The sequence below is a fragment of the Halostella sp. PRR32 genome (assembly GCF_034808085.1).
In the GTDB taxonomy this organism is placed as follows: domain Archaea; phylum Halobacteriota; class Halobacteria; order Halobacteriales; family Natronoarchaeaceae; genus Halostella; species Halostella pelagica.
In genome coordinates this window covers 127,813-153,781 of record NZ_JAXHGL010000002.1, presented here as the reverse complement: position 1 = coordinate 153,781, position 25,969 = coordinate 127,813, and the positions used below count along the sequence as shown (strand labels likewise).

The 25,969-nt window shown below is 64.7% G+C and carries 25 protein-coding genes and 1 pseudogene; 13 read left to right on the top strand and 13 right to left on the bottom strand.

Annotated features, from left to right (window positions below; genetic code table 11):
- Positions 1-76 precede the first annotated feature (76 nt).
- Positions 77-1,132, top strand: coding sequence for a complex I subunit 1 family protein (locus tag SM753_RS05975; protein WP_323190917.1), 1,056 nt, complete (start codon positions 77-79; stop codon positions 1,130-1,132).
- Here SM753_RS05975 and SM753_RS05970 read toward each other — a convergent pair.
- Positions 1,122-1,814 carry a helix-turn-helix domain-containing protein gene (locus SM753_RS05970; RefSeq protein WP_323190916.1) on the bottom strand — a complete coding sequence of 231 codons (693 nt, stop codon included), beginning with the start codon at positions 1,812-1,814 and terminating at the stop codon, positions 1,122-1,124. The genes SM753_RS05975 and SM753_RS05970 overlap by 11 nt on opposite strands.
- A gap of 127 nt (positions 1,815-1,941) precedes the next feature.
- Between SM753_RS05970 and SM753_RS05965 the strand changes: the two genes are divergently transcribed.
- The gene (locus tag SM753_RS05965) at positions 1,942-3,315 is read left to right on the top strand and encodes a cytochrome P450 (protein WP_323190915.1); all 1,374 of its coding nucleotides are present in this window, start codon (positions 1,942-1,944) and stop codon (positions 3,313-3,315) included.
- Between the two features lie 31 nt (positions 3,316-3,346).
- On the opposite strand, the gene SM753_RS05960 is transcribed toward SM753_RS05965, so the two are convergent.
- Positions 3,347-4,399 (bottom strand): pentapeptide repeat-containing protein, encoded by a 1,053-nt coding sequence (locus SM753_RS05960; RefSeq protein ID WP_323190914.1) that lies wholly within the window; start codon positions 4,397-4,399, stop codon positions 3,347-3,349.
- 225 nt (positions 4,400-4,624) lie between these two features.
- Entirely contained in the window at positions 4,625-4,912 is a 288-nt protein-coding gene (locus tag SM753_RS05955) for a hypothetical protein (RefSeq protein ID WP_323190913.1), read from the bottom strand.
- 260 nt (positions 4,913-5,172) lie between these two features.
- On the opposite strand from SM753_RS05955, the gene SM753_RS05950 reads away from it, so the two are divergent.
- Positions 5,173-5,676, top strand: coding sequence for a histidine kinase (locus SM753_RS05950; RefSeq protein WP_323190912.1), 504 nt, complete (start codon positions 5,173-5,175; stop codon positions 5,674-5,676).
- Positions 5,677-5,773: 97 nt separating this feature from the next.
- On the opposite strand, the gene cofH is transcribed toward SM753_RS05950, so the two are convergent.
- Positions 5,774-7,150, bottom strand: a complete 1,377-nt coding sequence (gene cofH / locus SM753_RS05945; RefSeq protein WP_323190911.1) for a 7,8-didemethyl-8-hydroxy-5-deazariboflavin synthase subunit CofH — start codon at positions 7,148-7,150, stop codon at positions 5,774-5,776.
- Between the two features lie 190 nt (positions 7,151-7,340).
- On the opposite strand from cofH, the gene SM753_RS05940 reads away from it, so the two are divergent.
- Together SM753_RS05940 and SM753_RS05935 are read left to right on the top strand one after the other, a co-directional pair.
- The gene (locus SM753_RS05940; RefSeq protein WP_323190910.1) at positions 7,341-8,366 is read left to right on the top strand and encodes a phosphoribosylaminoimidazolesuccinocarboxamide synthase; all 1,026 of its coding nucleotides are present in this window, start codon (positions 7,341-7,343) and stop codon (positions 8,364-8,366) included.
- 77 nt (positions 8,367-8,443) lie between these two features.
- Positions 8,444-8,629 (top strand): hypothetical protein, encoded by a 186-nt coding sequence (locus SM753_RS05935; RefSeq protein WP_323190909.1) that lies wholly within the window; start codon positions 8,444-8,446, stop codon positions 8,627-8,629.
- A 112-nt stretch (positions 8,630-8,741) separates the two neighbouring features.
- On the opposite strand, the gene SM753_RS05930 is transcribed toward SM753_RS05935, so the two are convergent.
- A complete protein-coding gene (locus tag SM753_RS05930; RefSeq protein WP_135536244.1) occupies positions 8,742-9,716 on the bottom strand; it encodes a formyltetrahydrofolate deformylase in 975 nt (324 codons plus the stop codon).
- Positions 9,717-9,875: 159 nt separating this feature from the next.
- Between SM753_RS05930 and purS the strand changes: the two genes are divergently transcribed.
- From purS to SM753_RS05915, 3 genes are all read left to right on the top strand, one after another.
- Entirely contained in the window at positions 9,876-10,127 is a 252-nt protein-coding gene (gene purS / locus SM753_RS05925; protein WP_138798156.1) for a phosphoribosylformylglycinamidine synthase subunit PurS, read from the top strand.
- Positions 10,124-10,810, top strand: coding sequence for a phosphoribosylformylglycinamidine synthase I (purQ, locus tag SM753_RS05920; protein ID WP_323190908.1), 687 nt, complete (start codon positions 10,124-10,126; stop codon positions 10,808-10,810). The genes purS and purQ overlap by 4 nt, the downstream gene beginning before the upstream one ends.
- A gap of 81 nt (positions 10,811-10,891) precedes the next feature.
- Positions 10,892-13,189, top strand: a complete 2,298-nt coding sequence (locus tag SM753_RS05915) for a PAS domain S-box protein (RefSeq protein ID WP_323190907.1) — start codon at positions 10,892-10,894, stop codon at positions 13,187-13,189.
- A 92-nt stretch (positions 13,190-13,281) separates the two neighbouring features.
- Here the strand turns inward: SM753_RS05915 and SM753_RS05910 are convergent, their stop codons facing one another.
- The 4 genes from SM753_RS05910 to SM753_RS05895 all read right to left on the bottom strand — a co-directional run bounded on the left by SM753_RS05910 (position 13,282) and on the right by SM753_RS05895 (position 18,650).
- Positions 13,282-14,352: an archaeosine biosynthesis radical SAM protein RaSEA gene (locus tag SM753_RS05910; RefSeq protein ID WP_323190906.1), complete on the bottom strand. Its 1,071-nt coding sequence runs from the start codon at positions 14,350-14,352 to the stop codon at positions 13,282-13,284.
- Between the two features lie 39 nt (positions 14,353-14,391).
- Positions 14,392-16,809: a bacterio-opsin activator domain-containing protein gene (locus tag SM753_RS05905; protein WP_323190905.1), complete on the bottom strand. Its 2,418-nt coding sequence runs from the start codon at positions 16,807-16,809 to the stop codon at positions 14,392-14,394.
- A gap of 29 nt (positions 16,810-16,838) precedes the next feature.
- Entirely contained in the window at positions 16,839-17,984 is a 1,146-nt protein-coding gene (locus tag SM753_RS05900) for a signal peptidase I (protein WP_323190904.1), read from the bottom strand.
- Positions 17,985-18,083: 99 nt separating this feature from the next.
- Positions 18,084-18,650, bottom strand: a complete 567-nt coding sequence (locus tag SM753_RS05895) for a hypothetical protein (protein WP_323190903.1) — start codon at positions 18,648-18,650, stop codon at positions 18,084-18,086.
- 333 nt (positions 18,651-18,983) lie between these two features.
- On the opposite strand from SM753_RS05895, the gene SM753_RS05890 reads away from it, so the two are divergent.
- Positions 18,984-19,493: a hypothetical protein gene (locus tag SM753_RS05890; RefSeq protein ID WP_138798150.1), complete on the top strand. Its 510-nt coding sequence runs from the start codon at positions 18,984-18,986 to the stop codon at positions 19,491-19,493.
- Positions 19,490-20,788 carry a DUF5305 family protein gene (locus tag SM753_RS05885; RefSeq protein ID WP_323190902.1) on the top strand — a complete coding sequence of 433 codons (1,299 nt, stop codon included), beginning with the start codon at positions 19,490-19,492 and terminating at the stop codon, positions 20,786-20,788. Before SM753_RS05890 ends, SM753_RS05885 begins: the two co-directional genes overlap by 4 nt.
- A gap of 3 nt (positions 20,789-20,791) precedes the next feature.
- Here SM753_RS05885 and SM753_RS05880 read toward each other — a convergent pair whose 3' ends face one another.
- On the bottom strand, positions 20,792-21,145 hold the full coding sequence (locus tag SM753_RS05880) for a VanZ family protein (protein ID WP_210416410.1): 354 nt from the start codon (positions 21,143-21,145) through the stop codon (positions 20,792-20,794).
- A 173-nt stretch (positions 21,146-21,318) separates the two neighbouring features.
- Between SM753_RS05880 and SM753_RS05875 the strand changes: the two genes are divergently transcribed.
- From SM753_RS05875 to SM753_RS05865, 3 genes are all read left to right on the top strand, one after another.
- Complete coding sequence (locus tag SM753_RS05875) at positions 21,319-23,256, top strand: aldehyde ferredoxin oxidoreductase family protein (protein WP_135536255.1); 1,938 nt, start codon at positions 21,319-21,321, stop codon at positions 23,254-23,256.
- A 233-nt stretch (positions 23,257-23,489) separates the two neighbouring features.
- On the top strand, positions 23,490-24,062 hold the full coding sequence (locus SM753_RS05870; protein WP_323190901.1) for a response regulator: 573 nt from the start codon (positions 23,490-23,492) through the stop codon (positions 24,060-24,062).
- Positions 24,063-24,236: 174 nt separating this feature from the next.
- Positions 24,237-24,932, top strand: coding sequence for a cupin domain-containing protein (locus tag SM753_RS05865; protein WP_138798146.1), 696 nt, complete (start codon positions 24,237-24,239; stop codon positions 24,930-24,932).
- Between the two features lie 30 nt (positions 24,933-24,962).
- Here the strand turns inward: SM753_RS05865 and SM753_RS05860 are convergent, their stop codons facing one another.
- The 3 genes and pseudogenes from SM753_RS05860 to SM753_RS21325 form a co-directional block, all read right to left on the bottom strand.
- On the bottom strand, positions 24,963-25,319 hold the full coding sequence (locus SM753_RS05860; protein ID WP_323190900.1) for a hypothetical protein: 357 nt from the start codon (positions 25,317-25,319) through the stop codon (positions 24,963-24,965).
- A 31-nt stretch (positions 25,320-25,350) separates the two neighbouring features.
- Positions 25,351-25,638, bottom strand: a complete 288-nt coding sequence (locus SM753_RS21330) for a hypothetical protein (protein WP_369335341.1) — start codon at positions 25,636-25,638, stop codon at positions 25,351-25,353.
- A pseudogene (locus SM753_RS21325) lies at positions 25,615-25,893 on the bottom strand (ubiquitin-like small modifier protein 1); the annotation flags it as partial. The gene SM753_RS21330 and the pseudogene SM753_RS21325, both read right to left, overlap by 24 nt.
- Positions 25,894-25,969 lie beyond the last annotated feature (76 nt).

The window sequence follows — 25,969 nt, the reverse complement described above, 5'->3', positions numbered from 1 at the left end:
GACGACACGGCCGACTTAAATCCGCCGCGTATCCCCTGCACCGGGATTACGCACCTGGCCTGCGAACTCTCGGACAATGTCGATACTGACGCTTACCGAGAGGCTCGCACGCGACCTCGGATTCGGCGCGGACCCGGGGCCCGCCGGGACTGCCGTGGGCGGACTGCTCGCCGCCGCCACAGTCGCCGTCATCCTTCTGACGAACGCCGCGGTCGCCGGACCGTGGGCTAAGCGCCGAGTACTGGCGACCATCTGGGGGAAGAAAGGGCCGAACCGGATGGGGCCGCTGGGGCTCCTGATCATCGTCGCCGACGTGGTCCGTCTCATCTCGAAGGAACTGATCGTACCGGAGCGCGCCGACCGTCCGGCGTACGACGTTGCGCCGTTGCTCGTCACGTTCTCGGCGCTGTTCGGCTTCGCCGTGATACCGATGGGAAGCGGGATCCAGGTGGCCGACCCGGCCACCGGGATCGTCTTCGCTTTCGCAGTCGCTTCGCTGGCGACGCTGGGGATGACGATGGCGGGGTACGCCTCGAACAACAAGTTCTCTCTGCTCGGCAGTTTACGCGCCGTTGCACAGAACATCGCGTACGAGATCCCGCTGGTCGTCACCGCTGCCTCGATCGTGTTGCTCGCGGGGACGATGCAAACGAGCGAGATAGTTGCCGCACAACAGGGGACGCTCGTCTCCGTCGCCGGTCTCTCGATCCCGGCGTGGTACGCCTTTGTCAACCCGTTCGCGTTCGTCCTCTTCGTCGTCGCAAACCTCGCGGAGGTCGGTCGCAACCCCTTCGACACGCCGGAAGCGCCGACGGAGATCATCGCCGGGTTTCAGACCGAGTACTCGTCGGTGTATTTCGTCCTCCTGTACCTCGGCGAGTTCCTGCACATCTTTCTCGGGGCCGGCCTCATCATCACGCTGTTTCTCGGCGGTCCCGCCGGGCCCGTCCTCCCGGGGATCGTCTGGTTCCTGATCAAACTGTGGGCCGTGTTCCTGTTCACGCAGTGGGCCCGGTCGGCGATGCCGCGCATGCGGATCGACCAACTGATCGGCGTCGGGTGGAAGGGGATGCTGGTGCTCTCGTTCGCCAACCTGGTGCTGACGGCCCTGCTGATGGCCGTTATGATTTAGGCCGTCGCCGCGTGTCGCCCGCAGCACCGGTCTGTACGAACTCGGAGAACACGTGGGATTCGATCTTTCGGAGGTGTTCGCCCACGGTGCTCGGCGAGGCGTCGACCTGGTCGGCGATCTCCTCGTGAGTCGCTTTGCGAGGGTTCTGATAGTAGCCGAGACGGACGGCGGTGTCGAGTATCTCCTGTTGCCGGGCGGTGAGGGTTCCAAACAGGTCGTCGACCTCGGGGTGGTGGTCGCCGGTCTCTAACACTTCGATGGTGAACGCGTCACCGCCCATCGGCATCGCGCCGGCGAACGTCTGCTCGTCCCCGACGAACGTGATCTCCATCGACCCGTCCTCGGCGACGTCGTACGGCATCTCCATCATCACCTCAGATTCGCCCCGCTGCTCTAGCATCCTGCGGGTGAGGTCCGTCGGCTCGTAGTGTGTGTAGGAGTACCACCAGCAGTCCGTCCCGGTGACCGCGTAGTCGAGGACGTGAAGCGACTCCTCCAAGATCTCCTCGTACCGGTTGCGGTCGCCGCGCGCCTCCGCGAGCATGGCACACGTACCGTCGTCCAGCAGTTCGTTTCGGTGGACCGCCTCCCGCGTCACCGATGGTTCGTCAGATAACGCCTGTCCGAGCGGATGGAACGCCGTCCCCTCCTTCGGCGTGATCCTGACCGTGACGTAACGCATACCCGGCAGTTCCTCGTTCGGTGTCAAATATCTACGTGGTCTGCGGTCGGTCCTCGGTGCCGAACTTAAACCGGCCCCGAATGCCGCGCAGTCTCCTTACCCGCGTTCGGCGCGTAGATATCACTGTATGCCCGAAACGAGGCTGTCGTCCGAGGGTGCGCCACGCGACGCTACCGACCCCGAGAGACCGCCCGTGCGGGACCCACCCGGACCGCGGGGACTGCCGCTCGTGGGAAACACCCACCAGTGGGTTCGCGGTCCCTGCGCGTTCAAAGAGCGCTGCGCGGATCGGTACGGCCGCGTCGTCAACTACGAGATAATCGGGATGGACGCGTACATGCTGACGGACCCGGACGACATCGAACGCGTGCTACTGAACGAGGACGACCAGTTTCGCAAGCATCAGGGCAGCTCCGACCAGCTGCGCGATATAGTTGGCAACGGGCTCATCACCAGCGAGGGTGACCTGTGGGAGCGCCAGCGCGAGGCCATCCAGCCGGCGTTCTACATGGACCACATCAAGCGGTACGCCGACATCATGGTCGACCGGACGGCGGCGCGCACGGCTAACTGGGCCGACGGAGAGACCCGCGCGATGAAACCCGAGATGATGCGTCTAACGATGGAGATACTCACCGCGGCGATGTTCGGGTCCGACATCGACCTCGACGACCGGGGGATCTTCGACGCCGCCGAGACGCTTCGCGAACCGATGCAGCCGCAGAACCAGCCGATCACGTTCCTCGCGCCCGACTGGGCCCCGATCCCGATGATCCGCCGGGGGAACCGCGCGCTCGAACACCTCGAAAACGAGATATACGACATCGTCGATACGCGCCGAGCGGCCGACGAGGACCGCGACGACCTCCTGTCGATGCTGCTCTCGGCCGACGCGGCGATGGACGACGAGCAGATCCGCGACGAGATGCTCACCTTTCTGTTTGCCGGCCACGAGACCACCGCCCTGACACTCACCTTCACCCTCGACCTGCTGACGCGCAATCCGGAAGCGGCCGACCGCGTACGCTCCGAGATAGACGCCGCGGTCGACGGCCGCCCCGAGATGACGGACCTCCACGCGCTCGAATTCACGAACGCGGCGGTCAGAGAGTCGATGCGGCTCTATCCGCCGGCCCACGAGATCCGCAGGGAACCCGTTCGGGACGTGACGTTCGGCGAGTACCGCGTACCCGAAGGCGCGCTGCTCGTCCTGCCGACGTGGGTGCTCCATCGCGACGACCGCTACTGGGACGACCCCGAGGCGTTCCGCCCCGAGCGATGGCTCGACGGCGACGACCGCCCGGACTTCGCGTACTTCCCGTTCGGGGGCGGGAAGCGCCGGTGTATCGGCCAGCAGTTCGCGATGACTGAGGCGCAACTGGTGCTTGCGACGCTTTGTTCCGCGTTCGAATTCGAACGCGAGTACGACGACCTCGACCTGTCGGCCGCCGTGACGCTCCAGCCGAAGGGCGATGCCGAGATGACCGTCCGCGAGCGATAGGTCGTCGGCCGACCCACCTGACGCGGTCCGTTCACCACGTCACGATCCGGGCGAGCACGAACACCAGAAGCGCAGCCAAGAGCGTCCCGAGGATAGTCTCGACGCCGGCCAGCAAGCGTGCCAGTATGCCGATAGGCTGTATGTCGCCGTAGCCGAGCGTGGCGAACGTCACCACGCTGAAGTAGAAGCTCTTGAACATGACCCTGGCGATCCACCAGGTGGGCGCCTCTTGCGGATTATCGATCGAGTACGTTATCGATGACTCGTCCCCGACCTCCCGTATGCCGCCGGTGAGGGGGTACAGCAGCGCGGACGCGGTGATCACGATGAGCGACACCAGCAGGATCCGATACGGGCTGCTCCCGTACTTCATCACCCACTTGGAGGCCGACCACTTGATCGCCTCCCCGTAGTCGCCCTCCTGCCACGCGAGCCTACGGCGGGCGTCTTTCTCCTGGTTGTAGCTCCGCTGGGCCAACCTCGGGAGCGCGTTGTCTTGATACAGCTGTTCGAGTTGGCGATACGCCCAGGCGGCGGCCTCTAACCGATGGACGTTGCTCAGCTTCGGCTCGACGGAATCGTGCTCGTAGGCAGATACGTCCCCCAGGTCCGTCGACCCCCCGATGTGGACGTCGGTGAGAACTGCGTCGTTGAGGAGCGCGTTCTGGAGCGTCGCCCGACGGAGGTCGGCGTTGGTGAAGATGGCCCCTTCGAGATTCGCCTCCGAGAAGTCCGTATTTATCGCGCTCACGTTCGTCAGGGTCGTGAGCATCATGTCCGCCTCGGAGAAATCGGCCCCGCGCAGGTCGGCACCGGTCAGGTCGGCGCCGACGATCGACGACTCGGCGAACCAGTCCACGCCGGCGAGCTCCGCTCCCTGGAGATACGCCCCGTCGACGTCCACCGATGATTCCTCTTGGGCCTCCTCGATTGTCTCCTTGGTTTTCCCGTCGACCTTGGCGTGCCAGACGCAGTAATCGTGGTCTTCCCAGGTGGGGCGGTCGCAAGGTTCGCTGGAGAAATCGTCGTCGATCAGTCCGATCTCGAGTTGGTATTCACATCGAGTGGCGTGTTCGTCCGCCATACCTTCTCGACACTCGCCAACCTCAAACCGTCGGGGGTGCCTATAGCGTTTCTCGCGCCTATATTTCGCCAGTCCGATGCTATAGAGGAACTCTCGAAAGTCCGGACGACCCCGTCTACGGCCGGAGGTGCCTTCGCACCACGTCACCGCACGCCATCGGCGGCAACACTGACAAGTGCGGGCAGCCAGTCCCGCTGACGAGTCGCTGCCGTCGACAGGATCGGCTCAGCCGTTCGCTCCGCTCCCGCGCTCGACGTTCCAGCAGTCCTCGCCCGTTCTCTCCAGCACGGCCGGTTCGCGCAGGGTGACGCGTTCGCCCGTCGGCGTCGCCTCGCGCTCGCAATCGGCGCTTACCCGGTTAAGGCGGCCTAGCAGTTGCGCAGTCGGCGGTTTCTGCGCCGCCGCGCAGTCGTAAATAGTGAGTAATCCGCGCTCTCGCTCGTCGTACACGACGATTCGGGCGTGTCGCGGGAGTTCCCACGCGTTTTCGCCCGCAGGAGCGAGTTTGTTCATGCGTCTTATACTACCAGCGTCGACTAAACCTTTCGCGTGGGGCGGGGTTCTGACGGACGACTCCGGAGACGGGGGTTCGTAGATCCGGTTGCTGGCGAACGCGGTGATCGGGTGTCAGTTTGCACCGGCAGCCGAACTCCGACAGATCGACCGATTTCGGTTCAGTAGCGACCTACAGTCGGCGACGCGACGCGCGACTGGGATGCTGTCTCAGGGACAGGTTGGGATCTTCGTATACGTATGAACGACCTCCGTACAGCATGGCCAGCAACTCCCGGCGCGAATGGTCGTCCCGAATGGGGCCGGACGACCTCATCAGTGCAGGGGTCGCAGGCTTGATCGGGGGAATCGCCTTCGCCGTGCTGACCGCGAGGACCACGCCCGAGCAGCTACAAAAGGTCGGACTACTGTACGGGCTGGCAGGGAGTCCGAGAATCGGTCTGTTCCTACATCTCAACCACAGTATCGTATTCGGAATCGTCTACGCGCGAGTGGTCAGTTACGAGCCACTGCACGGGTTCGCTACCCGGGTGGGGCCCGGAGTTGCCGTCGGGATCGCGTTCAGCGTCGTCGTCTGGCTGGTCGCGGCATCGGTTCTCATGCCGACCTGGATCAGCGCGGTAACGTCGCGCTCTCCACCGATACCGAACTTCGACCTGGCCTTCCTCGCCGGCCACGTCGTCTTTGGGGCCGTACTCGGGGGCGGCTACCCGCTCCTCCTCTCCCGGATGCCAGGCTCTTCCGAGGAGCGACATACCTCCTGACATCTCGCCGCGGTACACTCACGGCCGCTCGCTCGGACCAGGGGACCCCCACGTGTGCGGTCGCCGGTTTCCTCTACAGGGAACGCGACTCCCTTTTTCAGTCGTCCGCCGCCCGCGCTTCGCCGCTTAGCATCGGCGTTCCGTCAGCTTTCGGCCCTAGCTTCGGCCCGTGCGGTCGGTCGTCGGGGTCGATGACGCGGCGCTGCCGGTAGTCCGTCGAGCGCTCGACCGGCGTGCGCCCGATGGCGGTGATCATGTCGACGTACTCGTCGAACGAGCGGTACTCGCCGTACTCGCCGCCGGCGCGTTTCGTTATCTCCTCGGAGAGGATGGTGCCCATGAAGTCGTCGGCTCCGCAGTTGAGCAGTTTCAGTCCTTTCGCGTCGCCGGATTTCACCCACGACGCCTGAATGTGGTCGACGTTGTCGAGGAAGAGCCGCGAGACGGCGATCATCAGTTCGTCCTCGGCGTCGCTCGCGCCGCCTTCCACCATGTCGTACTCGTACAGCGGCGTGTTCTCGTGGATGAACGAGAGGGGGACGAACTCGGTGATGTTGTCGGTGCGGTCCTGCAGGTCGCGTATCCGCTTTAGATGCATGACGCGGTGCATCTCGTTTTCGACGTGGCCGTACATGATCGTCGCTGTGGTGTCGAGGCCGACGGTCGCGGCGGCTTCGATCGCCTCTATCCACTCGTCGGTGCCGATCTTGCCGGGACAGATCACGTCGCGGACCTCGTCGACGAGGATCTCGGCGGCGGTGCCGGGGACGCTGTCGAGACCGGCGTCCGCGAGGCGACCGTACACCTCCTCGTACGACCAGTCCGTGCCGCGGCGACCGTGGTACGCTTCCTCCGGCGTCATGGAGTGGACGTGGACGCCGTCGACGTTCATCGCCCGGATCTGTTCGCAGTACGTGCCGGGGTCGGTTTCGTACCTGTTCGGAGACTTGTAGTTGAGGTCGCCGCGGTCGCTCGTCTCCAGTATCTCCAGATGTTCCTCGTCCAGCGCGAACCCCGGGTGAAGGCCGGAGACGGAAGTGACCTCGTAGATGCCCATCTCGACGGCGTCGCGGACTATCTCGCGAGACTCGGCGGGGCGTTTGGTAAACCCCGCGTGCTCCCCTTCGCTCCCGTTCTCGAAGTTCTCCGCGGTGTTTTTGAAGTTACAGAACAGGCATCCGGTGTTGCAGGCAGTCGTGACGTTATTGTTGACGTTCGCGACGAACGTCACCTCCTCGCCGACCTCTTCGGCGCGGCGGCGGTCCGCGGCCGCCAGCACGCGCTCTCTGCGCTCTCGGTCGATCCCGTCGGTGTCGGTGCCCGTGGTCATGAGTTCGACGCCGTCGGCGACTGTGAGCCGTTCGCCGTCGCGGGCTTTTCGCAACGCGTTCTCGAACGACTGGTCCGTCTCCGGGCGGTGTTCGAACCGGATCGTCTCGCGGCCGCCCGGTCCAGTCGCGGGTCCGTCGGTCATTGTCGTCTCTCTACTCCCGTAGTGCAAAAGGGTAGCGGGTCCGGCACTTCGTGCTGGAACCACACGAGACGGACGAAGCCGGCGTCGACGCCGGTCATTCCCGAGCCGACGACCGCTCCGCGGGCGCGCCGATTGAAACCTTCATAATCCGCGCCCCCGGCAATGGAACTATGACCGTGGTGGTCGACGCGTGACAAGCGTCAAGGAGTTCCGTATCGAGGAACCGGCGAGCGACGACGAACTCGGCGCGGGGTCGTTCGTGTTCACGGACGACTACTCCGTGTTCGACTGGGGGAAGATGCCCGACACCATCCCGGAGAAGGGCGCTAGCCTCTGCTCGATGGGCGCGTACAACTTCGAACTGCTGGAAGACGAGGGCATTCCGACTCATTACCGGGGGGTGATCCCCGCCGGTTCGGACGACCCGGTTCCGCTCGCCGACGTCGACGAGCCGCCGCGCGAGATGGCCATCGATCTGACGCAGGTACCGGAGCTCCCGCACGAAGGCCGGGAGTACGACTACGACGCGTACCACGAGGCGGCGGGCGAGAACTACCTCGTCCCGCTCGAAATCGTCTTCCGCAATCGCGTCCCCGTCGGATCCAGTCTGCGCCGCAGGACCGACCCCGCGGACCACGGTCTCGACATGGAAACGTGGCCCGACGACGGGGTCGACCTTGATGACCCCATCGTCGAGTTCTCGACGAAATACGAGGAGAGCGACCGCTACCTTTCCCGCGAGGAGGCCGACGCGATAGCCGGCACGGCGTCGATCGACGACCTCGAAGCGACCGCGCTCGGGGTCAACCGGACCGTCACCGACCGCGCCGAGGACGCCGGCCTGACCCACGAGGACGGGAAGATCGAGTGTCTCTACTACCGGGGAGAGATCCGCGTCGCGGACGTCGTCGGCACGTTCGACGAGAACCGCTTCAGTTACGAGGGCACGCAGATATCGAAGGAAGTTATCCGCCAGTACCACAAGCGAACCCAACCGGAGTGGGTCGAAGCCGTCCAGGACGCGAAGGCAAAAGCGAAGCGCCGGGACATCGCCGACTGGAAATCGCTGTGCGAGTCCGCGCCCGAACCGCTCGACGACGACGTGATCCAGATCGCTCGCGACCTGTACGCCGCCGGTGCGAACGCGTACGTCGGCCGGGAACTGTTCGACGCGCCCCAGCTCGATTCGGCCGTCGGCGAGGTCTGGCGGCTGTAACGGCCGGTTCGACGAGTCCCGTCGTCATCTGCACCAACACGACGTTTGAAGTGTGACCCTCGCTACCGTTCGTGCCTATGGTCGACCCAACGTCGGATCTCGGCGAAGCGGTCAGCGCGGACGACGCGCCGAACTGTGCGAACTGCGGCGAGTCGACAGTCCCGGCGGCGGACCGCCGCGTTCACACGACGATAGTCGACGGTGCCGTCGACCGTCGGCAGTTCTGCAGCGAGGCCTGTCTGGACGAGTGGCGGAACGAGTGAGCACCCGTTCGACGTTCATCGGCGACGACCGCAGCGACGAAAGACACTCGTCGCCGATCAATCGTCGGCTGTATCCGCCGCGATCGCAGCGACGAAAGACACTCGTCGCCGATCAATCGTCGGCGGATTCCTCCACCGACCCGTTCTCCGCCACAGCCTCGCCGATGCCGTCGAGCGGTCGGTCCGGGTTGGCCTCGGACGCGGCGTCGGTGAGGCCGAGCTGATAGCCCTCGGCCTCGTCCCGGAGGCTGGTGCGGCCGCGGTGGACGCTCACGCCGTCTTCGAGGTGGAGTTTGACCGCCTCCAGCAGCGCGTCGGCTTCCAGCGGCTGGCCGCGACGTTTGAGGTCATCGACTACAGCGTCGTCGGGAACGTCGAAGGCGCGCTGAGTGATGATCGGCCCCTGATCCAGGTCCGTCGTCACGTAGTGGGCGGTGACGCCTGCGATGCGGACGCCCTCCTCTTTCGCCTGTCGGTAGGCCTTCGCGCCGGGGAAGGCCGGTAGCAGGCTCGGGTGAATGTTGATGATCCGGTCCTCGTATCGGAACACTACGTTCGGGCTGAGGATCCGCATGTACCGCGCCAGCACGATGAGGTCTGTGTCGTACTCCGCCAGCACGTCCAACAGTTCGCCCTCGTCCGGTTGGCCCTTCCCGTCGCCGATGTCGTGGAACGGGACGCCGTACTGCTCGGCGAGCGGTTGAAGGTCGTCGTGATTGCCGATGACGACGCCGATGTCCGCGCCGAGATCGCCGTTGGCCCAGGCCTCGAACAGCGCTTCGAGGCAGTGCGACTCCTTGGTGACGAGGACGGCTATCTGCTGTGTCTCGCGGTCGGTCGGGAACCGGACCTGTACGTCGACGCCGAGTTCGTCGCCGAGGTCGTGTAGGTCCGACCTGAGCGTCGCGTCGGTACACACCATCCCCGTCGTGTCGACGGACATCGTCATGCGGAACAGGCCGTCGCGAACGGCCTGGTCCAGGTCCTCGATGTTTGCTCCCCGCTCGAACAGAAGCGTCGTCACTCGCGCGATGAGTCCGGTGTCGTCGTCTCCGATAACCGTGATCTCGGTCAGATCGGTCGTCATCGTAACTCCCTCCTGTCGGTGTCGAGCGGCGTCATCGGGGAGTTCTCCGCCATCCGAGGGCAAAAGCCTTCGTTTCCGTGTAGCTACTGCCTATCCACGAACGTGGACACCGGCGCCGAGTCACAAGAGTTTTTGAACACGAATACGGGAGTTCAGATAATGACCGCCTACACCGCCACGGTGACGGTGCGACTGAAACGCGGCGTGCTTGACCCCGAGGCCGAGACGACCCAGCGTTCGCTGGAACGACTCGGCTTCGAACTCGAAGACCTCCGCTCGGCAGACCGGTTCGAGATCGACGTCGATGCGGAATCGGCCGAGGACGCGACCGACCGCGTCGACGAGATGGCGGAGCGGTTGCTGGCGAATCCGACCATCCACGACTACGATATCACCGTCGACGAGCGATGACGGTCGCCATCATCAGATTCGGCGGGTCGAACTGCGACCGCGACGCCGCTCGTGCGCTTGACAACCTCGACATCGACGCGGAGATCGTCTGGCACGAGGACGGTCTCCCCGCGGAGACGACCGGCGTGGTACTCCCCGGCGGGTTCTCGTACGGCGACTACCTGCGGGCCGGAGCGATGGCCGCACAGTCGCCGATACTGGAGGAGGTCCGCGCGGCCGCCGCCGACGGCGTTCCCGTCCTCGGCGTCTGTAACGGTGCCCAGATCGGATGCGAGTCCGGGCTGACCGAGGGCGCGTTCACCACGAACCGGAGCGCGCGGTTCCAGTGCGAACGCGTCCACCTCCGTGTCGAGAACGCCGACACGCCGTGGACGGCCGCGTACGAGGAGGGCGACGTGATCGAGGTGCCTATCGCCCACGGCGAGGGGCGCTACGAGGTGACCGACGAGCGGTTGACGGAACTAGAGGCGGACGGGCGCGTCCTCTTTCGGTACTGCGACGCCGACGGCGAACTCACCGAGGACGCAAACCCCAACGGTTCGAAACACAGCGTCGCGGGAGTCCTCGGCGCGGACGACACGGTCGCAGTCCTGATGCCGCACCCCGAACGTGCGACTCTCCCCGACATCGGCGGGACTGATGGAGCGGGGATCCTCCGCGGATTCGAACGCGCCGCAGAGTAACAATCGGTTTAAACTTTTTGGTGGAAGATTAAAGAACCAGGCCTTCGTCTCTCGGATAGGCCGTTTTCGAACGATAGACCGATGTCAGAGGAAATAACGGTGCTCCACGTCGACCCGTCCGCCGCTGACCGGGAGTCCGTCGCAGCGGCGTTCGAATCGGCATCAGCGTCGCTGAAAGCCGTCACGGACTACGAGACGGGGCTCGACGTACTCGAAAGCGACGGGGTGGACTGCATCGTCAGCGAAACCGAACTGCCGGACGGGACCGGTTTCGACCTGCTGGACGCCGCGGATCTACCGTTCGTCTTCTACACCGACTCCGGCGATGAATCGGCCGCTGGGCGGGCTATCGAGAGCGGTGCCGACGGATACGTTCCGAAGTGCGACGGCGTCGAGACACTCCTCGACCGGGTCGAGGCTCTCTTCGACGACGAGACGGCGGAAGGCCGGTCGGAATGGCGGCCGGAACTCCGTCAGATGGAATCTGTCGTCGAGGCGGTCGGCGACGGCGTGTACGCTCTGGACGCCGACGGGCGATACACCGCGGTCAACGATAGTCTGCTGTCGTACACCGGTTACACTCGCGACGAACTGCTCGGCGAACACGTCTCCGTTCTGATGGACCCGGACGACGTCGAACGCGGTCGCCGCCTCATCTCCGAGTTGCGCGATTCCGAAGACCGGTCCGTCGTCACGTACGAGTTAGCGATACGATCGAAAGACGGCGAACGGATACCGTGCGAGGTGAACCTGTCGCTACTACCGGCAGACGACGAATTCGTCGGTACCGTCGGAACGGTCCGAGATATCAGCGACCGCAAGACCGTCGAGGAGGCCTTGCGGCGGCAAAAGCGGAAGGTGCGCAACCTCCACGAGGTCGCGTCACAGTTAGACACCTGCGCGACGCCCTCTGCGATCTACGAGTACACCGTCAGGGCCGCACAGCAGGTTCTCAACTTCGATCTCTGTGCGACGCAGCGGATAGACGGCGACGAAGTCGTAATAGAGTCCTTCTCGTCGGAGTCGCTGCCGGTCGGGGAGGAGCGACGCCGGGAACTCGGCAACGATCTCACGGCGCTGACCCACCGAACCGGAGAAACCTATCGCGTCGACGATGTCAGAGAGGACGCCGTCGCAACTCCCATCTCGGACGAGTACCACTCCGCCCTGAGCGTCCCGATAGGCGATATGGGCGTGTTTCAGGCCATCTCGACCTCGACCGGAGCGTTCGACGAAAGCGACGAGGAACTGGCGGAACTGATGGTCTCTCACGTGGAAAACGCTCTCGACCGCGTCCAGTTCGAAAGCGAACTCCGGGAGGAACGGGACCGGTTCGCGGCGCTGTTCGAGAACGTCCCCGACCCGGTTGCGAACGTCCGTACGGAGAACTGTCAGGCAGTGATCGCCGACGTAAACGAAGCCTTCGAGCGCGTCTTCGGCTACACCGCCGACGAGATACGCGGCTGTCCGGTCGAGGAGTACCTCGTTCCGCCGGACAGGATAGAAACCCACCGGGAGATAAACCAGAAGTCGACCGCCGGTGAGACGGTCGAGCGGGAGGTCACGCGCAGGACTGCCGACGGACTGCGGGAGTTCCTGTTGACCGTCGTTCCAGTCGACGTCGGCGCGAACGACACCGAGCGGTACGCGGTGTTCACCGACATCACGGAGCGTAAGCAGCGCAGAAAGCGGGTCGAAGTGTTGAATCGAGTCCTCCGCCACGACCTCCGGAACGGGATGAACATCGTCAGGGGGAACGCCGAGATGCTCCGCGGGGAAGTTCGGGAGACGCTCTCTACGCCGGTCGATGCCATCGAAGAGCGAGCGACGGACCTGATCGAACTGGCGGAGAAAACGCGGCTGGTCGAACAGACGCTCGGAAACGAGAACCGAACGGGCAGTCCCGTCGACGTCATCGAGGCAGTCACGGCCGTCGTCGAGAGAGTGCAAGACGAGTTCCCCGAGTCGACCGTCGAATACTCGCATCCGGATAGCGCGTCCGCGAACGCCGACACGCTCCTCCAGACCGCCGTCTACCACGTCGTCCAGAACGCCGTCATCCACAACGACTCTGACGCGCCGCAGGTCGACGTGACGGTTCGTCGCGAGGACGATTCGGTGGCGGTCGAAGTCCGCGACGACGGCCCGGGACTCCCGCGGACGGAACGGGAGTTGCTCGTCGAGAACCGCGAGATAACGCAGTTACGACACGCCGGCGGCCTGGGTCTCTGGCTGGTCAACTGGGTCATCCAGCAGTCCGGCGGAACGCTCTCGTTCGACGACAACGATCCGCGGGGCAGCATCGTGACACTGCGGGTCCCGCGGGCGAAACTGGACGTGAATGCCGCCGAAACGAGTTCGGAGGAGTCCGACGCCTGATACTGTCGGCTGTACTCCCTTGCAGAATATCGGCTCCCCGGAGATCCGAGTATCGTTCCGAAGGTACAGCCGACAGTATGAGAAACCGACGCCTATCGCGTCAGCGGCTGGCTGTAACTCTTCTCGCGAGCCATCACGGCGTCCCAGGTCCGTTCGCACTCGCAGGACACCTGCTCGAAGACGGTCGGGTCCTGCCGCAGGTCGAAGTCCTTGATCGCTTTCTGGACGCGGTCGTCGCACTCGCCGCAGTTGTGCGGGCCGCGGTCGCTGCCGTGGCCGACGGGGTCGGAGACGACGATGGCGTCGGCGTCAGCAGTGTCTTCGAGCACCTCGGCGACGCTCCAGAGCCAGGGCGGCCGATAGCCGTCCCGGAAGTAGAGTTCGTCGACCATCGTGTACCGCTGGACGTTACAGGGGTTCATCGAGACGGTGTGGGCATACTCCGCACACTTGCGGACCGACCGCTTCATGTCCTCGACGGCCTCTGGTTCGCTGAGAAACGGCGGCTTCATCAGCAGGTACGCCTTGATGCCGGCCCCGGCCGCGTCGGCTTCTTCGCTGGCCTCGACGAACGCCTCGAAGTCGAAGTACTTGTTCACGCAGTCGTGGCGCACGCGGTCGGTGCCGGTTTCGAGGCCGACCGCCACGTCGGTTTCGAGGCCCACGTCCGTGAAGTCGGCCAGTTTCTCGCGGTCGACGAAGTCGGGCAGGCTCTCGACGACGATCCGCTCGCGGTCGGCGAACGCCTCGGCGATGGCCTGGCGCGATTCGGCTGCGACCTCTCGCTCGTCGAGGAAGGAGCCGCTCGTGTAGATCTTGATGAGACCGGACTGCTCCTCCGCGTTCTCCGCTTCGTGTTCCAGACAGGCGTCGATCTGGTCCATCAGCGCGTCGTGGGCGACGCTCCCGCCTTCGACGGATTCGGCGACGTAGCCACACATCGTGCAGCCGCCGGCCCGCGCCCAGCGACACCCGCCGGTGTTCAGGATGATCGTGAGGCTCTGGTAGACTCCGTCGGGCGTGTTGTCCTCGTCGATCCACACCCGCGTGGGCTCGTGAGGATCGTAGGACGCCTCCTTCTCGGCACGGATACCTCGCATCACCTTGTTGTGGGCGTCCATCCCCTTGCCCTGCTCGTACACGTCGGGGCTCGGCTTGCTCATTGGCGGTCCGTAGTCGTCGGGGGCGTAAATCCGCTTCGTTCAGGTGTAGTCGCTCTCGTCTCCGTCGAAGAACGTTCCGACGAGTTTTCGCTCGCCCGCTCGGAGGTGTTCGTGGAACGTCGACTGCGAGATGCCGAGCGACGACGCGAGTTCCTCGCCGGACGTAACGCGCGGCCACTCGAAAAAGCCGGCGTGATGTGCCGTCCGGAGGACCTCGTGCTGGCGGTCGGTGAGGTCGGCCTGGAGAGCCGATTTGAACTCCGTCGTCGTCTGTGGCTTTCGGCTGCGCTCGCGCTGTGTAAGAAGGTTTACATCACCGTACACGTCCGCGAGTAGGTCCAGTAGCTCCCTGCTGTCCGTCTGTGAGGGGAGTTGAATCACCAGGCGGCCCGTGGTGCCCTCCGCGCTGGCCGTTCTGAGGGTCGCGCCGTTTTCGGCGAGGAAATCGATGATCGGCGCTCGACTAAGAGTGAGTTCGTACAGCGAAGAAGTTTCGGTCTCCGTGATCGCGGTCCACTCCGCGTCAACGTCTTCCGCCGTCGTTACGGCGTCGGCCGACGGGTTGCCTTCGACAGTTACGAACAGCTTCAAGGACCCGTCGGACTGGGCGATCAGTCCGTCGAGTTCCACGCGACACCCCGTCGCGGCCGCTAACTGGACGAGTAGCGACTCCTCGCTCCGCAGTTCGATCTCCAGTTCGGTGACGTTGTCTGTGAGAATGGTCCGCCGCTGTTCGACGGCGTGCATCGCGTAGCCGATGGTCTCTCCGAGTTCCGAGAGGACGGCCCGTTCCGTCTCCCCGAACGCGTCGCTCTGGCCGGCGTACACGCCGAGAACGTCGTACAGCGTCCCCTGATGGACGAGCGGTATCACCGCGACCGCGCGGTAGCCGCGTTCGGTCGCTCTCTCGTACTCCGCCTGGGGCACTGTGTCCGGCGTTAGCGGCTGGACGGCGATAGACCGCTGGTCGACCGCGGTTCGGTACGGGTTGGACTCGTACTCGTCGACCGAGACGGTTCGTCCGCGGAGGTAGCCGTCCTCGATCCCGGCCCAGACTTTCGGATCTAGCTCCCGGGTAACGAGGTCGTACTCCCCGATCCACGCCATCCGATACTGGTCGGCGGCAGCGAGTTGCTCGCAGACGACCCGTTCGATCTCGTCCCGACTCGACACTTCGACGAGCGTCTGGTTTATCTTCCGGATCACCCTGTTGGTGTGATTCAGCGACGTGAGTTCGTCGCGCTGGCGTTCGAGTTCCGACTCCCGCTCCCGGAGTAGTTCCTCTCTGTCCGTCCGTTCGAGTGCGGCGGTGACGTTGGTCGAAAGCACCCGCGCCAGGTCGTGCTCGTACGGGCCGAACGCCCGTTCGTCGCTCGTATTGCCGACCAGAACGCCGTGGTCTCCGATCGGGACGCGGAGCTCCGAGCGCATCGGGAAGTCGTTCGGATACCGTCCGACGGCGCTGATGTCGCGCCGGGTCTGAAGTTCGGCGGTTCCGAGCACGTCGGCCGCTATCTGACGACGCGCGGCGGCAAACACCTCGTCGTCGACCGGGACCGGTCCGACGGACGCCGCCGTTCGTAACGTCCCGGTCTCGTCACGGAGCAACAACTGCACAGCATCGAACCCGAGAGCATCCGTGGCGAGTTCGGTCGCTCGCTCGCAGACGGCAGCGGACGTTTCGGCCTCCAACAGCGTCTGTTCGGCTCCGACCAGCGCTGAGAGCGCCTCCTCGCGTTCGTGGCGCTCGGTCACATCCCGGACGATCGCCAGTATCCGCTCCGTGCCGCGTATGTCGGCCCGTTTGACGCTCACCGAGGCCCAGAACCGTTCGCCTTCGGCGGTGACGCATTCGATATCCCGCTTCTCGTTCGACGGGTCACACAACCGCTCCGCCCCGGCGTCTTCCACTGTCAGGTCCGCGGGTGAGAGCGAGCGAGCGTTCGTCTCGTCGTACCCCCAGAGTTCACAGAACGCTCGGTTGACGTCGATGACCGAACCGGTCGACGGGTCGACGACGAGTATCGCGTCAGTGACGCCGTCGAAGATAGTCTGATAGTCGAGTTCGGCGCGGTGTCTGTCGACGGCGTTTCTGACGCGGTTGACCAGCAGGTCGTACTGTTCGGTGCCCGTCGCTTTCCGAATGTAGTCCGTCACGCCTGCGGAAACGGCGTCGCTCGCGACGGTTTCGCTCCCCTGCCCGGTAAAGAGGATAAACGGGATCTCGGGACGGAGATCCCGGGCCTCGTCGAGGAGTTCGAGGCCGTTCATCCCCGGCATCTGGTAGTCGCTGACGATACAGTCGAACGTCTCCGAGCGGACCCGATCGAGTGCGACGTGCGGGTCCGTCTCCGGAACCGCAGCGATATCGTCGTAGTCCTCCTGTAAGTACGTCGCGACGAGTTCCGCGAGGGACGGATCGTCGTCGACACAGAGGACGCGGATCGGATGTCCCATTCTCATTACCTCTCTGAGCGGCGACCTTTTCAACCTTGTCGCTCCCAGAGCCGTTCGATCCGCCGCCACGGCGACCGGCCGGCGTCGGTCCGAACCCGAACGTATCGGCCCGGAAACAGGAATGCTCCCGCGAGTAAGACACAGACAGCGATCACAGCGTCGACTGCGACGATAGCGAGCCAGGGGTGGATCGAGTGAAGCGCGACCAGCAGCGACGGCGGCAGGACCGCCACGTACCGCCGCTCGGAGACCGTCCGCTCGAACTGCTGCTGGCCGTCAGGCGCATCGACTCGGAGCGTCGTCTCGCCCGCGGACCGCGGCCCGATGACCGTGGATCGCCGCGTTACACGAACGTCTTCGCTCGTCGACTCGCGAACGACGACGACCGGCGCGAACGCCCCGTTTTTCACGTCGTGCGTGACCGTCCCCGTCGTTCCACGTTCGAGAACGAACGGGTCGTCGGCCGGGTCGTCCGCCGCGACGAGAGTGTACTGGACGCCGCCCGAGGCAAACATCATTCCGGCCGTCGCCGCGAGAACGATAGCGACGGTTACGACGAGAACGACTCGCCTCCCCTCGTAACTCTCGGCGCGGCGGCTTGGCCTGTTTGCCTCTCGTTTCTTCGAACCGCCGTACCCCAGCAACAGGCCGCCGCCGACGAGACAGAGTCCGACTCCCAGAAACGCGATAGCGGTTCCGCCGGCGTCGCCCGGCAGGCCGGAGCCAGACGGAACGGCGCTTGCCACCGCCTCTTCGCTGCTCTGGATGACCCGACCGATCCCTGGAACCACGACCACGTCGCCGTTGACAGTGACCGCTTTTCCGAGGATCCGGTCCTCGCTCACCGGCGGTTCGTCTCCCTCCTGGTCCGGGAAGGTGTTCGCGTCCCCTTGCGTAACGTATCCGTTTCTTGTCTCTCCGACCACGCGGTGAGTCGTCACCGACCCTCCGTCGAGCGTTTTAGCCTGAAAGACGACCACGTCGCCCGTTTCGACCGACCCGGCGAGTACCGCCGGGACCACGAGAAAGCCGTCCCCGGCCTCTATCGTCGGCTCCATGCTCCCGGTTTCGACGTAACTCAGGAGAACTGGCTGTCCGATCGCCTGCCCCGCGATGAGAGCGACGACGAGCAAAACGAGCGCCAACTGAAGTGCGGTTTCGAGTCGGTCCTTCATGTCGCGTGTGCGACCGATACCGTCCCCGACGGCCCAACCCTCGTACCCCAGTGCTCCCACACACCGTGTGTTGGCCGTCGCGGGACGCGTGCGGTCACGTTAGGCGGAGGAGGTGTAGGCGGACGGATCCGCGGTGACAGTGATCGTCGTCAGGCCGCTGAGATCCGTGACGGTCGTGTCGAGTTCTATTGTCACGTCGAAACTATCCTGGGTGCTGTTCGCGCTATCGTACGCGTCTAGGTTGTGCGGATCGCCGTTCGCAGTGGGTAACGACTCGACCGCTGTCGTTTTCCCGGTATCGCCGTAGAGGTTGACCGCGGAGGGGTCCGCTGCGTCGTGTGCTATCTTCACGCCGACGCCCTGGGAGGCGTTGTTTCCGATCTTGAACCCGGCTTCGATGGTAGTAACGGCGCTCTTGTTGGCACCGGACGCGTTGCCGGAGCCCGTGTACTTGAGCTGTAACAGGTCGCCGTCCGTACCGCCGGTTGAGTCAACGAACTGACTGGTACCGTTGTCCGTGAGTTCGAGCAAGGCCGCAGAGTCGCTTGCGAGTGTGATATCGGCGGTACGGTCGGCCTCGATCAGGTCGAACGCGCCCGATCCGAGTGCCGCGCCGCCCGTCGCTGCGATGCTACCTACGCTGATGACGAATGTTCTACGATTCATTGTGTTTTCCGCTCGACCGGACGGATACAGTCCTCCTCGTCGGAACGCGCCGTTCCGTTCGAGGTTCGACTTCGCGCAATTGTTTTCCGTCCGATGTCACATACCTGGATTGACAGTCTCCCGGTAATAGGGTGATGCCCAACTGAGAAGGGTGGAGGCCGGGACCGGGCCTATATAGTTTGGGTTATTAAAAATCCAACATGATGTTTGGCCGAGTCGTTAAAGGGGCGTGGATTCGTACCCCTTCGGTAGTGACTGGAACCGAGGGTATCGGACCGCGAGTCGGTCGGCGCGCGCGAGACTGGAACGAGCGACGCGCGGGAGTCGTCGACCGTGGTTGACCGGCGGCAGCGCCTGGGCGCGGTGTTGCTGCTCTGCGGCGCGGCGCTACTCGTTACTGGTTCCGTCGGTTTCGCCGACGTGATGGCCGACCGACCGGGCAATATAACGGTCGCAAACGATCCGGACGCGTATCTAGGTGTGACCGACAATTCGGCTGACTCCGCGGCGAGCATCAGCGGCGGGAACGACACGGGGAACGCCTACTTCCTCGACGACAACGCCGCCGCGTTCGGGGGCGCTTCGGCGTTCGATACCGCGGTCGACCGGATCGATTACGACGACGGGACGACCGACACCGATCCCGGCGTGTACGCGACCGTTCGAGATACGGACGCAGTCGGGCTGACGACTTCGCACGACTACGTGCTCCAGTTAGAGTGCAAAGACGGGGCGACGGACCAGGGGACGGGATACGTCACCGTCTCCGTGACTGCGACCGGCGACGAAACCGTCGACCTGCAACGGACGACCAACCAGAAGCTATCTATCGACTGCACATGACTCACACCGACCGACCCGACGACGTCGACGAGGGCCGCGACGCAGGGCCGGGGACAGCGGCCGCCGTTCGCTCGCGCGTCGCCGACAACCTGGGGCTCGTCGTCGTTGCTCTCGTTCTCCTGACCGCCGTCGGCGGGTGGGTCGCATACGGCGCGCACGTGAACCCGCCGATGCAACCGACCGAGCAGACGGTCGGAAGCGTCGAGACCGAGGGCTCGTACGAGCACGGTGCCGTGGTTCGTTCGGAGAACCCCGTCTATCCCGACGGGAGCGTACTCACCGACCGGCATCGGTATTTCCGCTCCGTCGCCCCGGTTCTCAACGGGACGTTCACCCACGAGTACGCGGCCACGGGCGAGGACATCGAAGCCGAGACGACGCTCCGCCTCCGCCTCCGCTCCGCCGACGACGGCGGGGAGTACTGGAGCACTACCGAACCACTGACTGACCCCCGCGTGGACACCGGGGACAGCGGTACGGTCGCCGTGCCGTTCGAGGTGAACGTCAGCGAGGCGGCGTGGACCATCGCCCGGACGGACAACGAACTCGGCGGCTCACCGGGGGACCCGGAGATCGCGGTCGTCGCGGAGACGAGCGTCACCGCGACCGTCGAGGGCGAGCGCGTCACCACTACCGAGACGCACGTCCTTTCGATCGTCCCGACCGGGTCGACGTACACCGTAGAGGGCGCGGGCAGATCAGCGTCGGAGCGAGTCACCGAAACCGGTCGCGTTTCGCGGGAGTACGGCCCCCTCGCGTCGTACGGCAGCGTACTGCTTTTCGCCGGTGCCCTCGGTTCGCTCGCTCTCGTCGTCGGTCTGACTGCGACGGACTCGCTTCGCCCGCCGCAGAGCGTTCACCGCGCCGTTACGACCGCCCGCGAGCGCGACGCCCTCGACGAGTGGATCACGACCGGTCGAGTTCCGGCCGAACACCGGACCGGGCCGACGGTGACCGTCTCGTCGCTCTCGGGGCTTGTCGACGTGGGAATCGACAGCGACAGGCGAGTGATCGAGGACGAACGAACCGGGGCGTTCTACGTCGTCGACGACGGCGTGGTGTACGTGTATCACTCGGAACGTGCGACGAGCCACGACGCCCTTGACGGTCCGAGGGTCGGCCACGCGACACCGTCAAGCGCTCCGTCCGACGACGATGGTTCGACGCCGGAACGCGACGAGGCATCGGACGGGACCGGGTCGAACGGCGACCTGGCGGAGGAGTTCGAGTGGCAGGGCGAATCGGACGAGTTCGAATGGTCGGACCCGAACGCCGACGAGAGAAACGAGGTGTGACGGTTATCCGAACCGACGCGCTGCGACCCACGCGATCCCTGCGGCGATCGCTCCCGCCCCGTTCGCCGCGATGTCCGCGACCGAGAACGCCCTGTACGTGATCCCGGCCTGCACTAGTTCGATGCCGATACCGTAAGCGACCGCTCCCACGGCGGCGCTGGCGGCGGCGCTCTCCTCCGTTCGGTGTCGGACCTGGAAGGCAACGACGAGCGCGCCGGTCAGGACGGCGTAGCCGACCACGTGGGCGATTTTATCCGCGCCGACGGGGCCGCTACCGCCGCCGGCATCGACCGGTACGACCGAGGCGACAAACAGCGCGACCGCGACGGCGACCGCCGGATACCAGCGTCGGGACACACCCTCCACTCGGGGCGTCCGTCGGCAAAAGGCGACTGATGCCGTGTCAGTTCGACTTCCGCCGTCCCCGATGGCAACCGACCGCCTGGCGGCGTCGGAGTAACTGGTTTCGGTTACGTTAGTATGGGAACGTCTAACACGTTATAGTCCGTATGTAATGAACGTGAATTACAATGACTGATATCGGAGGATTTCAGGACAGAGTCGCCAGGGTCGACCTGTCCGAAGGCGACGTACGGTACGAGGGTATCGACGGAGAGGACGCCGAGAAGTACATCGGCGCGCGAGGTCTGGGGGTGAAATACGTCTTCGAGCAAGGCCCGGATGTCGACCCCACTGGTCCGGAGAACCTGCTAGCGTTCACGAACGGCCCGCTCACGGGGACCCAGACGACGATGAGCGGCCGAATCGCGATCTGTACGAAATCGCCGCTGACGGGAACCGTGACGGACTCGCACCACGGCGGTTGGTCCGGCGCGCGTCTGAAGTGGGCCGGCTTCGACGGGCTGCTGTTCGAAGGCGAAGCAGAGGACCCCGTGTACGCGTACGTCGAGGACGGAAACGTGGAACTCCGCGACGCGTCGAGCCTGTGGGGACAGGGCGTCCACGATACGATAGAGGCCCTCGAAGACGAGGTCGAGGGCGCGTACGGAAAGAACCTCTCGGCCATGGCTATCGGCCAGGGTGGCGAAAACGAGGTCCGCTACGCCTGCATCGTCAACGAGGACGACCGCGCGTCGGGCCGCGGCGGCACGGGCTGTGTGATGGGGTCGAAGAACCTCAAGGCGGTCGTCGTCAAATCGGGGACGGACATGCCGAAGCCGAAAGACAAGGAGACGTTCATGGAGGGCCACAAGCAGGCGATGCAGGCCATCCAGGAGTCGGACGTCACCGCGCCGAACGAGGGCGGCCTCTCGCAGTTCGGGACGAACGTCCTGATGAACATCACGGAGGAGATGGACGGCCTCCCGACGCAGAACGCCCGGTACACCTCTACCGGGTCCGAGGCGAGCGAATCCCCCGACGAGCCCAATATCGACTCCGAGAACGTCTCGGGCGAGAACGTCCGCGAGAACATCCTCGTCGACGAACCGACCTGTCACTCCTGTCCGGTCGCGTGCAAGAAGGAGGTCGAGGTCGACGTCAACCACAAGGGCGAGGACATGAACGTCCGGATGGAGTCCTACGAGTACGAGTCGGCGTGGGCGCTCGGGCCGAACTCGATGAACGACGACCGCGACAGAGTCGCCGTCATGATCGACCGGTGTAACGACTACGGCGTCGACACCATCGAGATAGGCAACATCATGGCGATGGCGATGGAGGCGACAGAGAAAGGCTATCTCGACGACCTCGGTGAAGGGCTGGAGTGGGGCGACGAGGAGACCATGATCGACATGATCGAACGCGTCGCGAAGCGCGAGGACGACCTCGCGGACCTGCTCGCGGAGGGCCAGCGCCGCATGGCCGAGGAGATCGGCGCACACGACTGTCGTCTGGACGTGAAGGGCCAGGCTATCGCCGCGTACGACCCTCGCTGCATGAAGGGGATGGGCATCGGCTACGCCACCTCGAACCGCGGCGCCTGTCACCTCCGTGCGTACACCCCAGCGGCGGAGATCCTCGGGATCCCCGAGAAGGTCGACCCCTACGAGTGGGAGGGCAAGGGTGAACTGGCCGCGACGTTCCAGGACATGCACGCTATCTCCGACTCGTTCGACATCTGCAAGTTCAACGCCTTCGCCGAAGGCATCGAGGAGTACGTCCTCCAGTACAACGGCATGACCGGCCTGGACTACTCGGAAGACGACCTGCTGGAGGCCGGTGAGCGTATCTACAATCTGGAGCGGTACTACAACAACCTCGTCGGCTTCGACGGCGATGACGACTCCCTGCCCGAACGGTTCCTGCCGGGCGACGAGGGCATCCCCGGACAGGGCGCAAGCGAAGGCGAGTTCTGCGAACTAGAACAGATGAAAGAGGAGTACTACGACGTGCGCGACTGGGAGTACGGCGTCGTGCCGGACGAGAAACTCGACGAACTCGGCATCGATATCGGTCCCGGAACGGGCGTCAGTAGCGGTGGAGCGGCGGCCACCGGAGACGACTGATCGGCCGAGGGTTTCATCCCGAGGCAGCAGTGTGTCCGGTGCGAGGAGACGACTGATCGGCCGAGGGTTTCATCCCGAGGCAGCGGTTTCTCCGGTGCGAGGAGACGGCTGACCGAGGGTCCAACCGGAGATTCGATGTATTTCGTTTCAGTAGACCCATCCCACTTCAGTCGCCGGGTTCGGTCGGATTCTGGCCGCAGGAAACATATCGGAGGACGATCAACTATTCGACAATGCCCGATCTCGCCACGGTGCTCGTGGTCGAAGACAACGACAGTCTCGCGTCCCTCTACGCTTCGTATCTGGACGACGAGTACGCCGTGAGAACGGCTTCCGACGAGGCGGAGGCGCGCGAACTGATGGGGCCGGAAGTAGACATCGTCCTCCTCGACCGAAAACTGCCGAACACCTCCGGGGAGGAGGTTCTCTACTGGATGCAGAACCGGAACTATCACGCTCACGTGGCGATGGTCACTGCCGTCGACCCCGACTTCGACATCGTGGAACTACCGGTCGACGACTACGTCGTCAAACCGGTCACCAGCGAGGAACTGATCCGGACCGTCGAACGGTTCCGCACGCGGGGCGAGTACGACGAGCGGCAGCGAGAACTCTCCGCGAAACTCGTCCGTCGGAACGTTCTCACCGTGGAGAAAACGGCGGCCGAACTCGAAAACAGCGAGGAGTTCCAGCGTCTGGAGGCCCGCATCGACGCACTCCGCGAGGAAGTCGCTTCGCTCGAGGAATCGCTGGCCGTCGAGGGGGTCCAAACGCCGTCCGAGCCATCCGTCAGAACCCACGATTAACGTCGTCTTCTGCCCTAATGTGTACTCCGGGCGACGGGAACCTCGGTGGTTCAAGTACGCCTGGTCGCGCGGAGAGCCTCTTTCTCCCGGTCGAATCACCGGCACGTACCATCCCGTCGACTAACTGCGGCACGTTCCGTCAGCGTTATGACGTTTTATATCACACGTTCCCGAATGGGAACGATCATCGGACGGCCGCTTGACGAAAACGGCGAACCGACCGACGGCCGGGGAATAGAGGTCGAACCCAACGGGCCCGTGGCCGACCTGCTCCGAAACGCTTCGCGCCCTCTGGTCTCCAGTCCCGGACTTGGTCAGTGGTTCACCCTGTTGCGTACTCCCGACGAGAATTCGGACGAGCGCCCGGCGATCCTGCTGTGGCTTGCTCCCGACGCGACTGCACTTCCTCCCCATCGCCATCCAGACGAAGCGGAGTACTTCCGGACGGTCGAGGGCGAGATCACGGTCGTCGTCGAGGGGGAACCGCAGCGTCTCGGCCCCGGTGAGGAGGTCACGGTACAGCCAGGGCAGTCGCATTCCTTCCGGAACGACACTGACGACTTCGTTGCGACGTACGTGGAACTCCCGTGGATGAAAACCGCCGAGACGCTGTGTACCGTCTGCGGGAAGGACCACGACGGCGAGTTCGGTACAGACGGCGGGTACGGAGAGCCAGGGTTCGTTCACGGACTCGTGATGGCGGAAGCCATCCGCGAGGGAACGAAGATCCCGTCCGCACCGTTTGCCGTCCAGCGTGTGTTGTGGGCCACTGTCGGCCGCGTCGCCAAGGCCTTCGGTCACTGCGCTGTCGACGAGCGATATCTCCGCGACGAGTTCTGGGAGGCCACCGTCGAACAGCCAGACCTGTGACGGGAGTTCTCGGCCGACGCGCGAGCGCCGTTACAGTCCGATGACGACGGGTGTCCGGATCTCCAGAGCGGTCTCGAACTCGGCTTCGCGGTCGGTCCGGCGGCCGATCCGGTGAACCTGCTCCTCGTGTGCGCGTCGGATCGCGTCGCGCTCTCGCTCTCGCAAGCCCAGGTCCTCGCCGAGCGTCGTCCAGTGGTCGGGGTCGGCCAGAAACACGGCACGGTCCTCGTCCTCGTGGACGCACTCGAACTGTCGTCGGTAGCGGTCGGCCCTGGGTTCGAGCGCCGCCTGCACCTGGTCGACGAGCGCCGGCAGGCGTTCGGGCGCGACGCTCGCTTTCGCGCCGGCGACGAGAAGCACCTGCCCCTCGATAGGGTCCGCCGTCACGGCATCCCTCCGGAGCGAGCGCGAGCGTTGGTCATCCGCCGGCCCGCATCGCTTTCTGTGCGAACTCGTCGACGAGCGAATCGAGCGTCGCGGGGTCGCCCTCGAACTCGACGGTCACCTCCGTCAGCGTCAGCGACGGCCCGATAGCCACGTCGTCGGCCGACAGGGTCGCGCGCCAGTCCCCGCCCTCGACGGCGTCGTCGTCCACCCGCTCCCCGTCGAGGTTCTCCAGATACCGGACCGCCAAGCGGCGCGATATGCCGCGGAACGAACGCGTGCGCGTTACCCGCTCGCTTCCGCCGGCGACCGGCGGGAACAGCGACAACTCGTCGCCGTCCTCGAGGACCGTCTCCGTCCCGTCCATGTGGATCACCTCCCGGCCGTTCTTGAGTATGCTCAACTGCGGTCGGATATCTCCGTCCTCAAGCAGTTGTCCGGTAAGGCCGTCGTACTCGTCCTCTAGCGTCGCGAGGACCGACCCAACGGTGGTCCGGTCGCCGTCGACGTCCATGGCGACTTCCTTCTGCCCGACGGCGTCCCGGAAGGTAGCGAAGGTCCGCAACTCGATCTCCATGTCGCGGCACTAGTGTGCGACGCGCTTAAACCTCCGCCGCAGAGCCGTATTGGCCGCTATTGGTCGCCCGCATGCT

What these genes read in the sequence shown, in the direction of transcription:
- SM753_RS05975 (WP_323190917.1), top strand. Translation starts at nt 77, where the DNA reads ATGTCGATACTGACGCTTACCGAGAGGCTCGCACGCGACCTCGGATTC.
- SM753_RS05970 (WP_323190916.1), bottom strand. Translation starts at nt 1,814, where the DNA reads ATGCGTTACGTCACGGTCAGGATCACGCCGAAGGAGGGGACGGCGTTC.
- SM753_RS05965 (WP_323190915.1), top strand. Translation starts at nt 1,942, where the DNA reads ATGCCCGAAACGAGGCTGTCGTCCGAGGGTGCGCCACGCGACGCTACC.
- SM753_RS05960 (WP_323190914.1), bottom strand. Translation starts at nt 4,399, where the DNA reads ATGGCGGACGAACACGCCACTCGATGTGAATACCAACTCGAGATCGGA.
- SM753_RS05955 (WP_323190913.1), bottom strand. Translation starts at nt 4,912, where the DNA reads ATGAACAAACTCGCTCCTGCGGGCGAAAACGCGTGGGAACTCCCGCGA.
- SM753_RS05950 (WP_323190912.1), top strand. Translation starts at nt 5,173, where the DNA reads ATGGCCAGCAACTCCCGGCGCGAATGGTCGTCCCGAATGGGGCCGGAC.
- cofH (WP_323190911.1), bottom strand. Translation starts at nt 7,150, where the DNA reads ATGACCGACGGACCCGCGACTGGACCGGGCGGCCGCGAGACGATCCGG.
- SM753_RS05935 (WP_323190909.1), top strand. Translation starts at nt 8,444, where the DNA reads ATGGTCGACCCAACGTCGGATCTCGGCGAAGCGGTCAGCGCGGACGAC.
- SM753_RS05930 (WP_135536244.1), bottom strand. Translation starts at nt 9,716, where the DNA reads ATGACGACCGATCTGACCGAGATCACGGTTATCGGAGACGACGACACC.
- purS (WP_138798156.1), top strand. Translation starts at nt 9,876, where the DNA reads ATGACCGCCTACACCGCCACGGTGACGGTGCGACTGAAACGCGGCGTG.
- purQ (WP_323190908.1), top strand. Translation starts at nt 10,124, where the DNA reads ATGACGGTCGCCATCATCAGATTCGGCGGGTCGAACTGCGACCGCGAC.
- SM753_RS05915 (WP_323190907.1), top strand. Translation starts at nt 10,892, where the DNA reads ATGTCAGAGGAAATAACGGTGCTCCACGTCGACCCGTCCGCCGCTGAC.
- SM753_RS05910 (WP_323190906.1), bottom strand. Translation starts at nt 14,352, where the DNA reads ATGAGCAAGCCGAGCCCCGACGTGTACGAGCAGGGCAAGGGGATGGAC.
- SM753_RS05905 (WP_323190905.1), bottom strand. Translation starts at nt 16,809, where the DNA reads ATGGGACATCCGATCCGCGTCCTCTGTGTCGACGACGATCCGTCCCTC.
- SM753_RS05900 (WP_323190904.1), bottom strand. Translation starts at nt 17,984, where the DNA reads ATGAAGGACCGACTCGAAACCGCACTTCAGTTGGCGCTCGTTTTGCTC.
- SM753_RS05895 (WP_323190903.1), bottom strand. Translation starts at nt 18,650, where the DNA reads ATGAATCGTAGAACATTCGTCATCAGCGTAGGTAGCATCGCAGCGACG.
- SM753_RS05885 (WP_323190902.1), top strand. Translation starts at nt 19,490, where the DNA reads ATGACTCACACCGACCGACCCGACGACGTCGACGAGGGCCGCGACGCA.
- SM753_RS05875 (WP_135536255.1), top strand. Translation starts at nt 21,319, where the DNA reads ATGACTGATATCGGAGGATTTCAGGACAGAGTCGCCAGGGTCGACCTG.
- SM753_RS05870 (WP_323190901.1), top strand. Translation starts at nt 23,490, where the DNA reads ATGCCCGATCTCGCCACGGTGCTCGTGGTCGAAGACAACGACAGTCTC.
- SM753_RS05865 (WP_138798146.1), top strand. Translation starts at nt 24,237, where the DNA reads ATGGGAACGATCATCGGACGGCCGCTTGACGAAAACGGCGAACCGACC.